The organism is Enterococcus sp. 2201sp1_2201st1_C11_2201SCRN_220225, from assembly GCF_040925905.1.
Taxonomy (GTDB): Bacteria; Bacillota; Bacilli; order Lactobacillales; family Enterococcaceae; genus Enterococcus_C; species Enterococcus_C asini_A.
This window is the reverse complement of sequence record NZ_JBCOJC010000008.1, coordinates 20484-34178: the sequence shown is the minus strand read 5'-3', so window position 1 is coordinate 34178 and position 13695 is coordinate 20484. Positions and strand designations below refer to the sequence as shown.

The window sequence follows — 13695 nt, the reverse complement described above, 5'->3', positions numbered from 1 at the left end:
ATGGGCTTTTTCGACAAGATAAAAAAGGCATTAATGGGAAAAGAAGAATCAGAAGCAGTAACGCCAAAAGAAACGGAAAATGATCAGGAGCAAGTCGAATCTGAAGAAGAATCCGCTGAGAAAACAACTGTTACGGAAGAATCAACGCCAGCTGAACCAGCAGAAGCTACTCCAGAGATTGAGGACAATCTAACTTCTGATACCGTGGATTTAGAAATACCGACAGACACTGCGCCAGTTTCTCCTGAAGAAGAGACAAAAGAACAGCTTGAGAACAGTCTTTCTGAAGAAAATGTTTCACGGGAAACATTTTCCGAACCGCTTCCTGGGGTGAATCCCACTCCTGAAGATGTTACCTTAGAAAATCTCCAAGAACCCCTAGCAAAAGAAGTGGTTGAACCAACTGAGCCAGCTAAATCAGTTGAACTGCCCCCAGCAACGGACACGCCAGCGCCAGAGCTTTCAGAAAGTCCTGAAACGACGGAGGGAGCAGAAGTCTCAGAGCCAGAAGTGACAGAAGCACTTGTACCCGAAACAATTCCTGAAACCCAAGAAATTACCGAAAAATACGATCAAGGGTTAAAGAAAAGTCGTAAAACCTTTGGACAACGGTTAAATGAACTCTTCGCCAACTTTCGTAGTGTGGATGAAGACTTCTTTGAAGAAGTAGAAGAAACGCTAATTGGTGCCGACGTAGGCTTTGATGCTGCGATGCGAATTGCCGATGAAATGCGCCAAGAAGTTAAGCTGAAAAACGTTAAAAAACCAAAAGAAGTTCAAAATGTGATTATTGAAAAACTGGTAAATCTTTATGATGAAGCCGGTGAAGGCGAAAATCATGCTTTGAATATCCAAGAAAATGATTTAACGGTGATGTTATTTGTCGGAGTCAATGGGGTGGGCAAGACCACCAGTATTGGCAAGCTGGCCTATGAATATCGCATGGCGGGTAAAAAGGTTTTAATGGCGGCAGCAGATACGTTCCGGGCCGGGGCCATCGACCAATTAGTAGTTTGGGGAGAACGTTCTGGAGTAGAAGTAGTTCGCCATAATGCCGGTGGTGATCCGGCGGCAGTAGTCTTTGATGCGGTGAAAAAAGCCAAAGAAGAGCATTACGACATTCTTTTGGTGGATACCGCTGGCCGCTTGCAAAACAAAGTCAACTTAATGAAAGAATTGGACAAGATTAAACGGGTAATTCAGCGGGAAGTTCCTGCTGCCCCCCATGAAGTCTTACTAGTAGTGGATGCGACCACCGGGCAAAATGCTATGGTCCAAGCCAAACAATTCAAAGAAACCACAGATGTTTCCGGCATCGTCTTAACCAAATTAGATGGTACGGCTAAAGGTGGGATCGTTCTGGCGATTCGCAATGAATTGCATTTGCCGGTGAAACTAGTAGGTCTGGGTGAAGGCATTGATGACTTAGAAGCCTTTGATCCAAATCAATTTGTGATTGGCTTGTTTAAGGGCTTGATTCAATCATAAGCGGACGTTAACACTCTTGGAACAGAAATAGAAATGGAGAAAAGATATGACACAAAAGCGATCCTTATTAGGACGCATTGGGATTTTTATTGCTTTCGTCTTTTTACAAAACCTCTCGACAATAGGGCTGCAAGTGGAAGTCTTAATCGGTCGTCCTTTGTCTGAATTTACCTATGCATTGGTAGTTTCCGTGATTTTCTTAGCGGTGATGGTCTATTTTATCAAATATTACCAAGGCCAGTTGCAAGAATACAATCCCCGCGATTTTGGGGAAAATCTGTCTTTTAAAGGGAAAGTTGGCTGGATTATTTTAACCGTGGTGGGGATTTACGCCTTTTTGATTTTGGTCTCTCCGCTATTGCCTCAAGGTACCGCAGAAAATCAACAAGTAGTGAATCAGATGTTTGCCAACCACGTTTTGGGAGTGACGTTATACGGGGCGGTTTTAGGCCCTATCATCGAAGAACTCTTGTATCGAGGCATCTTCATGAATTTCTTCTGGAACCAAAAAGGTCGTCTTTACGACGTGCTAGCGGTGTTAAGTTCAGGGGTGATTTTTGGACTGCTCCATGAACCTCAGCTTTCCCTATACTTAGTGGTGTATGCAACCATCGGCGTCTTTTTAGGTATGTTGTATTTGAAAACCAAGGACATCCGGTGCAATATGATTGCCCATATTTTGTATAACGGCATCACATTTTTAGTGATGTTCCAGACACTATAAGGAGGGCCAGATGAAAAAGACATTACTCCTATCCACTGTGGTTGGCGCAATCTTATTGGCGGCAGTTTTAAAGTTGGAACCAGTAAAAGCGTTGGTTTACGGAGAAGGCTGGCCGCGAAGGCTCATTGGTCTGGTGCTATTTTTGGTAGTGGTGGGCTTTGCAGTTCAAAGCTTGCGTAAATCCCAACACTTTCACAAAGAGTTCAAAGCGTATGTAGATACCTATGATTTGACACCAGAGAAACTATCGCGACTAACGGAATTTAATAAGTATGATTTTTCTTATGATGGAAAGACCCTGCGCTTTGAACAAGGAACTACGGAAAATCGAGAACGGCTTTTAGCTGATTTACGGAATTATTTCGGACCGATTGAAAAAAGTCTACTTGATTAAAGACGCCAGTCAATATTAAAGAAAACACTCAGCTATCAAATATTTCAAGATAGCTGAGTGTTTGTTTATTTTATTTCATTTGTCAAATTAACCTAGACACAATCTCATCATCCCTGTAACTCAAAAAAAAATCCACTGGGGTTCGGTAGTTCAGTGATTTTCTGGGAATATAATTTCTTTTTAAAGAGATAGATTGGATAAAGACTTGATTAACCGTGTTAAAATCCATTTGTTTTGGAAGTCCATCTTTTCGTAACAACCCGTTTGAATGTTCATTTAAGCCACGTTGGGAAAGTGTACTTGGACCTGCAAAATAGATATCAATATCGTACTTGATTACTGATTGCTTTCCAGTTAGAAAATTCTTTTCTGCAATCAAACATAATCGATTTGAATAGATTACGTTTGAAGCCAGTTGCTTAAGGTTGACTCAATATCTTTTGCTTTGCGACCTTCTGACTTTAACGTAATAATTGCTTTTGATTGGCGCTCCACCAGTGTGATTACTGCACTTTTGTGATGCGCCTCGACAATTGTGTCCGTTTGCTAGAAAGCGAAATACGTTATAAATAGTTTGACGAGCCCGATTTAATCGTTTTGCGACTTTCCCAACAGGCTGATGAGTATTGAAATAAGACTCTATTAAAACCAGTTCGTCTGTAGTAAGTAAGATAAGTATAGGTCATTTAGGTTCGCTCCTTATCTTTCTTTAGGCGAAAATATAAGTTGAGTGTAGCATAAATGACTTTTTTCGTTGTATAGCTTAGTTTTACAATAGATGATTTGCTTATCAATACTAAGCTAGTATGTTTTGTTTTTATTTTGAGACGGTACTTTCAAATTTTGTCTTGTACGCTGGATATTTAGAAGTTTCATACTCAAAAGGTTTGCGTTCCTTTGTAAAACCAATACTGGTGAAAACAAAGACCGGCTCATGGGTTTTCAATTCTAGATATAAATTATCTAATTCACTAGGAGGAGTTACTTCAATAGAACGCCTCGCAAAAGCTAAAATAATTCCCTTATCTTCTAGAACTGAAAATAGGGATTCTTTGGCAAAGTCATAATTCACAATATCCGGTAGTATGCTTAAAGGAATACAAGATTTTGCAATACATGTAGGTTTATCATCTATATAGCGAATTCTTTCTAAAACCAAAATTAAATCACCGGGTTTTATCTCTAAGTAGGTGCTGATTTCTTTGCTAGCGGGAATAATTGTTTGTTGGATAATTTTTGAACTGATTTTTTTTCCTTGTTGAATTGCATCTTGAAAGAAACCGATAAAGGAATCGAGTTCGTGATCGACGTACTTTTCTGTTGTGTGGTTGACCAGATAGCCTCGTCCTTCATTTTTGGTGATATATCCTTCTTGTTCTAAAGAAGATAGGGCCTTTCTCACCGTCGGACGACTAACAGAAAACTCTTGAGCAAGATCACGCTCAGAAGGGAGTAAATCAGACAAGTCACTATTTGTAATATATTTTGCTTTTATTTGCTCTTTTACTTTATCGAAAATCATAAACCAACCATCCTTTTCCCAAGGTATAATACTCATTCTACCATGTTTACCAAGGTACAAGAATTATTTTTCCATCCTTTTGACTTAAAATTCCGTAATTGTTTTCTAATAGAGAAGAAACAGCTACACTACCCCATTTATGCCCCATGTAGCGATCATAAAAAGTTGGTGAAGCTCCTCGTTGTAAATAAGATAAATTTATATATTTCGTTTCTTTTGGTAAATTTTTGGTAAGAAATTCTATTGTCTTTTGTTTATTTGGTAAGCCTTCTGGTAACAATATAATTGGTGAATAAAAAATATTTTCGTATTTTTTGCATAAGTTGTGTAAGTATTCCTTTTCATCGCTTTCGATTAGTGATGCGAAAGAAGCAACTGCTCCGTGTTCAGCTAAGGCAAAGCAATTTCGTCCCATTACTTCCATTAAAATAATTCGGTTATGGGCTTGCGCAGTAGTAGTTAATTCGTCAACAGCTGCAATTAGCGTATTTAATGCTGTATCGAAGCCTAAAGTATATTCTGTTTCAGGAAAATCATTGTCAATTGTTCCCGCTATTACAGACACGCTAAGATCAGATTCATCTTTTAGTAAGGTTGCCCCTTTTAAAGAGCCATTTCCACCAATGACAATCAGTCCTTCAATACCCTCTTGTTTCAAATTTTCGATAACTTGTTTCCGAGTTTTCGCTTCCCTCATTTTTTCAAAGCGTGAAGTACCGATACAAGTTCCCGCTTTGCTGATGTCAATATCCTTTTCCTCTAATGAAATTATCCAATTTTCGTAGATTCCTTGGTAACCGTTTTTAAAAAAGACAATCTCAGTATCCTTCGATAGCGCTTCTGATTGTTTGATAGCAAGAATAGTGGCATTCATCCCTGGGGAATCGCCACCACTACAAATTACACCAATTTTCATATAAAATCACTCCTAATTCAAAAAAAGAGCTACAGCAAAAGTATACGGCTAATCTGCTACGACTCAGATTTTGCGTACCTTTTGCTGTAAGCGCGATTTTTACTTAAAAAATTTTAGTATTCCATTTTTTTGTAATAACGACGAGTAGTTAACGGATGGTTCCGTTCTACTTCTAAAAAGGCGCTAACTCGTTCAAAGACAGTAGCCAAAACAATTGGAGAGATGATCTTTCTTGTTTCTGCTGAAATTCCTGGTAGTTCATAATCTTTTGTATCAATCGTGATATGAACGTCAGTGAATTTAGGAACAAAGTTTTTAACGCGTTCTGTTAAGACACGAGAATCATCTTCACCTTCAGTAATGATGACACTTACTCCTGCTTCAATTAATTCTAAAGTTCCGTGGAAGAAATCTGCTGCATGGACAGGACGTGTTTTGATCCATTGCATTTCTTCTAAAATACACATGCCATAATAATAAGCTTCTGCAAAACTATCTCCAGCACCAGTTAAAATGTGATATGGAGTATCTTTGTGCGTTTTAGCAAATGATTCAGCCATTGGTTCTGCTTGTTCTTTTGCTTTAAGAAGTGCTTCTGGCAACTTAGCAAAATCGTTTAAGTAAGTTGTATAGAGCTCTTCTGTGATTTCGTTGCGATGTTTCATCATATACAAAGCAATCATTAAACCTTGTAAATAGTAGTTTTCAGAAGAAGTATCATCCAACACATCATTGTAAACAGTGTATGTTGCAGCATCTTCTAGTGGTGTATTAGGGCTACCAACTAATGCTAATGTTTCAACATTATGTTCGTTGCAGTATTCAACTAACTCAATTGTTTCTTTTGTAGTTCCTGAAAGGGAAGGAATAACCACTAAAGATTTGTCAGAAAATGTTTTGTTAGGATGTAACATGAATTCAGCTGCAATTACGCGATGGAATGGAAAGGCGCTTCGAGTGCGAGCAAATTCAATTGTGGAGTCGAATAAAATACCAACACCACCTGAACCGATAAAGTAAATTTCTTCTAATTTGTCTGCTAGTGGAGCTAAAATTTCGGTAAGTTTGTCGTTAGTAGCGACGGCACCAGTTTGGGTTTTCAAAAAACGTTCTTGATCAAAATTAAACATTCAAATTCTCTCCTTTGATTACCAGTGGTAATTATTTGTTTGCACACATAAGATACCATGGGTAAAATACATTGTCAATTACTTTTGTTAAAAAATTACCACAGGTATTTGTAAACGGATAGATTTTTTTCGAGAAATCAAGTATATTAGGGTATAGAAGGACATAGGAGGAATAAAAATGAAGCAAAAAATTTTAGCTGAGTTGGTAAGATTATTAGAGCCAATTGATTTTCCCCAAGAAATATCGGAAAAGTGTAACGCTCAATATTTGGCCAACAAATTTGATATTCGTCGTAATACTGCTAGCAAGCATTTAAATGAGTTAGTAGAGCAATGTGAATTGGTTAAAATTCAAGGGCGACCAGTCCTATTTGTCCCTATTTGGTTTTTGAAGGAAAAATCTGGAAAAGATATTTGTCAAAGTGAGTTTACTTCAATAGAGGAGTTTAGAGATACATTTTGTGATCTCCAACAAGATCTCTTTACCAGCGTGATTGGCTATTCACAAAGTTTAAAGGATGCTGTTCAGCAAGGTATATCTGCCTTGAAATATCCTAATGGGTTACCTATTATGTATTTTGGTGATTCTGGTGTTGGGAAAAGTTTTTTAGTAGAAAAATTAGCGGAATATTGTCGAGAAAAAGGAATCATTGCTAAAGATGCCCCCTTTATGGAATTAAACTGCGCGCAGTACTACCATAATCCTGAATTGCTGACTAGTCAGTTGTTTGGTCATATGAAAGGAGCCTTTACTGGTGCGGAACATGACCAGATTGGCATCATTGAAGCCGCAAATGGAGGTATTGTTTTTTTAGATGAGATCCATCGCTTACCTCCAGAAGGTCAGGAAAAGCTTTTTATACATATGGATAAAGGTGTTTTTCATAGAATGGGAGAGACTGGCCCTTGGAGACAATCCCAGATTCGCTATATTTTTGCGACGACTGAGCAGAAGGATGGATTCTTTTTGGAAACATTCAAAAGACGTATTCCGATTGTCTGCACATTACCAGCCTATAAAGATCGTAGTGTTGGGGAAAGAAAAGCAATTGTTTTTCATTTGTTTGAACAAGAGTCTGCTTTAGTTCAAAAGGATATTCTGGTGTCTGAGGCGGCACTTTCTCATTTGATTCGGCTTGATTTGCCAGGCAATATTGGTGAACTAGCTGGTCTAATTAAGCAAACAGTAGCAGGAAAACTGACTTTTGAAGATGGAAAAAATTTTTTAGAGATTCATATAGTTGATTTGCCAACGAGGTATTTAGTTTTTGATAATCAACAGTTTCCTAAACGTGCGCGTAGTCAGCGATTGTATGTCTTTAGTAATGGAAATTATGTCCATGATGATGAGGGGACAGCTACTTTTGCGATGTATCAGGAAGCTTTATTCCGTAAAATTTTTATCTGCTATGAAAAATTTGTTAAAAAAGACCTTTCTGACAATGAATTTCGACAAGTTACCCAAAATTATCTTTCAGATTTTAATGAGCATTATATCAACGAAGGTAAGACTGATTTATTGAAAAACTATTATGTGCCAGAGTTGCAAAAGGTAATTCAAAAGGTCTCACCGAGTCTCTTTATCCATCTTTCTGGTTATACGATTCAAGCGATTGCCAATTATTTGTCAATGCGAGACCCCTGGGATGATTTTGAACATACTGAGAACAACTTAGAAAATCAAAAACTTTTAGCCAGCTTTAAAAAACGCTATATCCGTGATTTAGATATGTTTTTAACATTCTTTGAGGAATCCTTGGATATCAAGCTGACATTGAGTGATCGTTTATATATTGCAATTTGCATTGTTTGTGATGTAAAAAGTGAGAACAATGATGTCAATGCCATTATCTTAGCCCATGGTTTTGCTACGGCTAGTAGTATTGCTAATGTAGCAAATCGCTTAGTAAATCAACCAATATTTGATTCCATTGATATGCCGCTAGAAAGCTCTAGTAAAGAAGTGATTGATCGCTTAATTCAGTACATTGAATTTCGTAAGCCAAAAGGTGGTCTCGTTATTTTTGTTGATATGGGCAGCTTGACTCAAATTCAAGCGGATATTGAGAAGTTGATAGAGGTTCCAACGGTTATTATTAATAATGTGACCACGGAAATGGCGATTGAAACTGCTTTTTTGATTCAACAAAATGATGATATTCAAAAGGTAGTGAAAGATTTGCCTTTTTCAACTTTTGAAAAACAGGTTATTTTTCCTAGTAAAATTCGTAAACGCACAATTATTGTCTCTTGTAGTACGGGACTGGGTGCGGCGAGTAAGATCAAAGAAATGTTGGAGAAAAATTTACCACCAGAGCTGGGTATTGAATTCGTTCCTTATGAAGTGGAATTATTGCATGACGGTGTACAAACAGAATTTTTGCTAAAGACTAAAGAAATCATCGCAATTATTGGAACTGATGATCCTAAAATCGAAAGAATACCTTATATTACGTTGGAAGAGCTTTTTGAAGGAGAAGTTGGTAAACTCTATGAGGTCTTTTTACGACTTTACGGAGAAGAGGTTGCACGTTCGGTTAATCAAAATATTGTAAAAAATAGCACTTTAAATCGGTTAATTGATAGTTTAACCATTCTTGATGCGGAAAAAGTGATGAATCAGATTGAAGATTGTTTAAAAGAATACCAGTTGTTTTCTGGCAAAGAGCTTTCCTCCATGAGTAAAATTAATTTATATGTGCATATCAGTTGTATGATTGAACGTTTAATCCGCAATCAAGGAGTAACTAGTTTCCCTAATTTAGCTCAATTTTGTCAAAAGAATGAACAAGAAATCAAAGCGATAGAGAATGCTATGAAACATTTAGAATCCTTGTACAATATCAAAATCCCCCAAGAAGAACTAGCTTATGCAACTAATATCATTACCCATTATCAATGATCATAAGAAAGTGACACTGTTTTATTCTAAAAAAACAGTGTCACTTTTTTTGGAAAATCCGCTAGAAATCACGGTGACAGTTTTTTGGCACGGAACTTGCTTTTAGTTTGGTGGAAGGAGGATAAGTTATGAGAAGGATTTTATGTATGAGTCACGGTCCCTTGGCGAAAGGAATGATTGAAACATTAAAAATTATCGTTGGTGAACTAAATAATGTGGATGTTCTCTGTGCCTATATCGATGGAAACAATGATGTAGAACAGATGATCGATGCTTATTTAAAAGATCACGTTGACGATGAGTTGATTGTAGTCACTGATATTTTTGGGGGAAGCATCAACAATGAGTGGTTGAAACGGTTGTCTAAGCTCCCTAAAGTATTTCTAATTTCAGGGATGCATTTAAGTTTATTAGTGGAATTATATCTGAAATGTCAAAGTGTTCCATTTTCCAAACTACTTGAAACGCTAGATAACATTATCGGGGAAGCCTCAAGCTCTATTCAATTATGTAATCGACTAAGTTATGAACTAATACCAGATGAGTTTTAACTTTAACTAAGAAGGGAGGGAAAAGACATGATTAAATTAGTCAGAGTCGATCATCGTTTAATCCATGGGCAAGTAGCTCTTACATGGACTAATGCGATTGATGCGGATTGTATTTTGGTAGCAAATGATGATGTCCTTAATGATCCAATCCAAAAGACAACATTAAAATTGGCTGCGCCACACAACGTAAAAGTTGTCATCAAATCCATTGAAGACTCAATACAAGCAATTAATGACGGTAAGACGGATAAGTACAAATTATTTATTGTAACCAAAACAATTGGGGATGCTCATCAATTGGCTAAGGGAGTAGAACAGATTCAGAAGATTAATATTGGTAGCGTGAAAGAAACGGGTTCAAGTTCTGCTTTAACCCATACTGTATTTGTCACAGATGAAGAAAGAGCTGAATTAAAAGCCATGGTTAGTGAAGGGCTTCAAGTATATGCACAACAGGTTCCAACAGATAAAGAGGTTGATTTAGGTAAATCATTATAAAAAGGGGGAAAAATCATGGATAGTCTATTGGTTCAATCCATTTTGCTTGCTATCTTGACTGCCTTGATTGTCATTGACTGGATGACTGGGACGAATAACCTTTCTCGTCCAATTGTCACATCAGTCTTTGTAGGTTTAATCATGGGCGATTTAAAGATGGGCATCATGATGGGTGCGACATTAGAACTAGCTTTTGTAGGAGCAATAACAATTGGAGCGGCACGTCCGCCGGATATTGTTTCTGGGGGGATTTTGGGGACCGCCTTTGCAATTGCTACAGGAAAAGGAGCTGAATTTGCTTTAACTTTGGCCTTCCCAATTGCTGCGTTATTCTTGATTGTTGATAATGTATTGACTTTGTTAGTTTTACCAATGATTGCTCGAAAAGCAGATCATTTTGCTGAGCAAGGGAATTTAAAAGGCGTCTCAAGAATGCATGTTTTAGGATTTATCTCAGTGAAGAGTATACCACGAGCTTTGTTTGTTGGATTCTCCTTTTACTTAGGAAGTCCTGTGATGGAACGCATTTTGAATGCGATTCCAGTCTTTGTTCAAGACGGAATTAATATTGCGGCGGGGATTATGCCAGCACTAGGGTTTGGGATTTTGCTACAAATGCTGCTTAAAAAAGACGTACTAGTCTATTTTGTGATTGGTTTTGCTCTATTTAGTTACCTGCATGTTCCAATTTTAGGGATTGCAATTTTCGGCGTTTGTCTAGCTTATATCATTGTTTCAATGGAAAATAAGACTAAATTGATGACTAAGGAGGCGACACTTGATGATGACTTCTAATTCTAGTACAGGTGTGTTAACAAAAGAAGATCTAACGAAGATTTGTATTCGTTCTTGTGGCCTCGAAGCATCATGGAACTTTGAACGCCAGCAACATATGGGGTTTGCTTTTGCGATGATGCCAGCCTTAGAAAAAATCTATGGGGACAATGAGGCCGAAAAAAGCGCAGCTGCAAGCCGGCATTTGGAATTCTTTAATACAGCGCCACCCTTATCAACTTTCATTATGGGGATTGTCGCGGCTATGGAAGAAGAAAATGCGAAAAATCCAGAACAATTTGATACTTCGGCTATTCGCTCGATAAAAACAGCATTAATGGGACCTTTGGCAGGTATTGGGGATTCACTCTTTTGGGGTACTCTTTTAGTAATTGGGATTGGTGTCGGGGCATCTTTTTCAAAAGAAGGTAGCATTTTAGGACCGATAATGTTCTTGCTGATTTTCAATGTTCCTAATTTTATTCTTCGTTACTTTGGTGTGATGCAAGGCTATAAGTTCGGTACTAAATTATTAGAAAACATCGAAGCTTCTGGTGTTATGAGAACCTTGACTCATGCAGCATCTATCTTGGGGCTGATGGTTATCGGCGGAATGTCTGGAAGCATGGTGTCGATTCAATTAGCAGGGTCAATTGGTCAGGGTGAGGAAGCAACGACAATTCAAAGTATTGTGGATGGTATTTTACCTAATATGCTTTCCTTGCTGTGTGTCTTGGTAGTTTACTGGCTATTAAAGAAAGGTTTTAAGACCACTCATATTTTAGTTGCAATCTTTGCTTTTGGGATTATTGCCGCATTCTTTGGCTTTTTAACCACATAAAAAACTTTGTAACAGATTAATTAGGAGGAAGTAAGAAATGTTGAATTTTGATGCAAAAGAGATGGAAGAAAAGGGAAACCGAATTTATGGTATTCGCGAAGAAGTTGAAGGGATTGCTAAAAAGGCTTATGAAGCTGGCATCCGTAATATCTTTTTCACAGCATCTGGGGGTTCTGTAGCGGTAATGCAACCTTTTGAATACATTTTGGCTACTAAATCTGCAATTCCAGTTTATTCTCTGACTGCGGCCGAGTTGGTATTAACAGGCCATAAACAGCTAGCAAAAGACTCTTTAGTGATTTTATACTCTAAATCGGGAGACACTAAAGAAACTATTGCAGCTGCAGAATACTTAAAAGATTTGAATGTACCGACAGTAGGGATTGTTAGTAAAGAAGACACACCACTGGCTGCCTTAACTACGTACTCAATTAATTATTTAGATGGTAGACCACAAGAAATGCCGTTGTATTTCTTCATCATGTCAATCTTAAACTTAAACGGTGAATTTCCTGAATACCAACGCTTTGCAGATGAGTTAAAGGGTTTGCCTAAAGCATTAAATGCGGTTCGCCAACAAGCAGATGAAAAAGGCGAGTTGTATGCAAAAGAGTTTCAAAATGATCCTTACCAAATTTGGGTAGGTAGTGGTAACCTTTGGGGAATTACTTATTCATACTCCATGTGTGTTTTAGAAGAATCACAATGGTTGCGGACAAAATCAGTGACTTCCCCTGAATTTTTCCATGGCACTTTGGAATTAGTTGAGTCAGATGTCTGTGTAACCTTACTTAAAACAGAAGGTGAAACAAGACCTTTAGATGAACGAGTAGAAAGATTTGCTAAACAATATACCGACAAGTTTACTGTTTTTGATACCAAGGATTATGAATTGCCAGGGATCAGCGATGAATTCCGAGAGTTACTTTGTGCTCCTGTAATGTGGGCCGTTTTAGGAAGAGTCAGTGTTCATCTCGAACATATTCGGAATCATTCTCTTGATAAACGTCGGTATTACCGAGTTGTAGAATATTAAAGTAGGTGAAGAAATGTCACAGTATGTAGTAGGTTTTGGCGATAATGTCGTAGATTACTACGTTAATTTTAATCGGAAATATCCTGGTGGTAATGCAGTTAATTTTGCTGTGAATGCCCAAAAAAGTGGTGTAAAAGCCTATTATGTTGGCAGTTTATCTTCAGATTCTGATGGCGTGTTGCTACAACACGCCATCGAATCTGAGCAGGTGGATATTTCTTATTGTGAGATTATCGAAACGCAGACCGAACAAGCTCATGTGAAAATCAAAGATGGCGATCGAGAATTTATTGGTGGAATCCCAGGACAAAGGAAGACGCCTGATTTAACACAAGAGCGAATTACCTTATTTCAAAACAGTGCGCTCGTTCATACTAGTTGTCATAGTCGAACTGAGGATAAACTTAAAGAATTGAAAAAATATAATGTATCTATTTCGTTTGATTTTTCGGATGTGGCTAAATATCGAACGGAAGAATATTTAGCTGACGTTTGTCCATCACTTTATATGGCTCAATTTTCAGTAGCAAATGATGATGAACGAGAAATCCATCGCTTGATTGGAACTTGTCAATCGTTTGAAGTTCCATATATTCTTTTGACAAGAGGGAGCAAGAGCCCGATTTTTGTGGATACTGTTAATAATAAGACCTATCAAGGTTTTATCAAGAAAGTGGAAGCACCTCATGACACTATGGGAGCAGGAGATGCATATTTTGCGGCTTTTGCCAGTCACTTTGTTTTAGAAAGAAATGGTAAAACCATGGAAGAGCATGTGATTGATTGTTTTCATCAGGGAGCAGATGTCGCCTATAAAACGTTATCTGTAGACGGATCTTTTGGACATGGTGAACCAATCAATCCTTAGTTGCGGAATTTATTTTAAGATATTTTAAGATTAAGTATGGAAATAAGTTTG

Annotated in this window: 13 protein-coding genes and 1 pseudogene; 10 read left to right on the top strand and 4 right to left on the bottom strand. The window is 37.7% G+C overall.

The window, feature by feature from the left end:
- The 3 genes from ftsY to AB5754_RS03855 are packed head-to-tail and all read left to right on the top strand — an operon-like array spanning window position 1 to window position 2606.
- A complete protein-coding gene (gene ftsY / locus AB5754_RS03865) occupies window positions 1–1488 on the top strand; it encodes a signal recognition particle-docking protein FtsY (RefSeq protein ID WP_368250547.1) in 1488 nt (495 codons plus the stop codon).
- A gap of 46 nt (window positions 1489–1534) precedes the next feature.
- Window positions 1535–2212, top strand: a complete 678-nt coding sequence (locus AB5754_RS03860; RefSeq protein WP_368250548.1) for a lysostaphin resistance A-like protein — start codon at window positions 1535–1537, stop codon at window positions 2210–2212.
- A 10-nt stretch (window positions 2213–2222) separates the two neighbouring features.
- A complete protein-coding gene (locus AB5754_RS03855; RefSeq protein ID WP_311833824.1) occupies window positions 2223–2606 on the top strand; it encodes a hypothetical protein in 384 nt (127 codons plus the stop codon).
- An 82-nt stretch (window positions 2607–2688) separates the two neighbouring features.
- Here AB5754_RS03855 and AB5754_RS03850 read toward each other — a convergent pair.
- From AB5754_RS03850 to AB5754_RS03835, 4 genes and pseudogenes are all read right to left on the bottom strand, one after another.
- Window positions 2689–3152, bottom strand: a pseudogene (locus AB5754_RS03850) (IS30 family transposase); the annotation flags it as partial.
- Window positions 3153–3423: 271 nt separating this feature from the next.
- Window positions 3424–4128: a GntR family transcriptional regulator gene (locus tag AB5754_RS03845; RefSeq protein WP_311833825.1), complete on the bottom strand. Its 705-nt coding sequence runs from the start codon at window positions 4126–4128 to the stop codon at window positions 3424–3426.
- Window positions 4129–4174: 46 nt separating this feature from the next.
- Entirely contained in the window at window positions 4175–5044 is an 870-nt protein-coding gene (locus AB5754_RS03840; RefSeq protein WP_311833826.1) for an ATP-dependent 6-phosphofructokinase, read from the bottom strand.
- A gap of 113 nt (window positions 5045–5157) precedes the next feature.
- Window positions 5158–6174: an SIS domain-containing protein gene (locus AB5754_RS03835; RefSeq protein WP_368250549.1), complete on the bottom strand. Its 1017-nt coding sequence runs from the start codon at window positions 6172–6174 to the stop codon at window positions 5158–5160.
- 178 nt (window positions 6175–6352) lie between these two features.
- Between AB5754_RS03835 and AB5754_RS03830 the strand changes: the two genes are divergently transcribed.
- From AB5754_RS03830 to AB5754_RS03800, 7 genes are all read left to right on the top strand, one after another.
- Window positions 6353–9076 carry a sigma 54-interacting transcriptional regulator gene (locus AB5754_RS03830; protein WP_311833828.1) on the top strand — a complete coding sequence of 908 codons (2724 nt, stop codon included), beginning with the start codon at window positions 6353–6355 and terminating at the stop codon, window positions 9074–9076.
- A gap of 128 nt (window positions 9077–9204) precedes the next feature.
- On the top strand, window positions 9205–9627 hold the full coding sequence (locus tag AB5754_RS03825; RefSeq protein WP_368250550.1) for a PTS sugar transporter subunit IIA: 423 nt from the start codon (window positions 9205–9207) through the stop codon (window positions 9625–9627).
- 27 nt (window positions 9628–9654) lie between these two features.
- Window positions 9655–10125 (top strand): PTS sugar transporter subunit IIB, encoded by a 471-nt coding sequence (locus AB5754_RS03820; protein ID WP_311833830.1) that lies wholly within the window; start codon window positions 9655–9657, stop codon window positions 10123–10125.
- A 15-nt stretch (window positions 10126–10140) separates the two neighbouring features.
- A complete protein-coding gene (locus tag AB5754_RS03815) occupies window positions 10141–10920 on the top strand; it encodes a PTS sugar transporter subunit IIC (RefSeq protein WP_311833831.1) in 780 nt (259 codons plus the stop codon).
- Window positions 10907–11740, top strand: a complete 834-nt coding sequence (locus AB5754_RS03810) for a PTS system mannose/fructose/sorbose family transporter subunit IID (protein WP_311833832.1) — start codon at window positions 10907–10909, stop codon at window positions 11738–11740. Before AB5754_RS03815 ends, AB5754_RS03810 begins: the two co-directional genes overlap by 14 nt.
- 37 nt (window positions 11741–11777) lie before the next feature.
- Entirely contained in the window at window positions 11778–12776 is a 999-nt protein-coding gene (locus AB5754_RS03805; protein WP_311833833.1) for an SIS domain-containing protein, read from the top strand.
- 13 nt (window positions 12777–12789) lie between these two features.
- Entirely contained in the window at window positions 12790–13644 is an 855-nt protein-coding gene (locus AB5754_RS03800; RefSeq protein ID WP_311833834.1) for a PfkB family carbohydrate kinase, read from the top strand.
- Window positions 13645–13695: the final 51 nt, after the last annotated feature.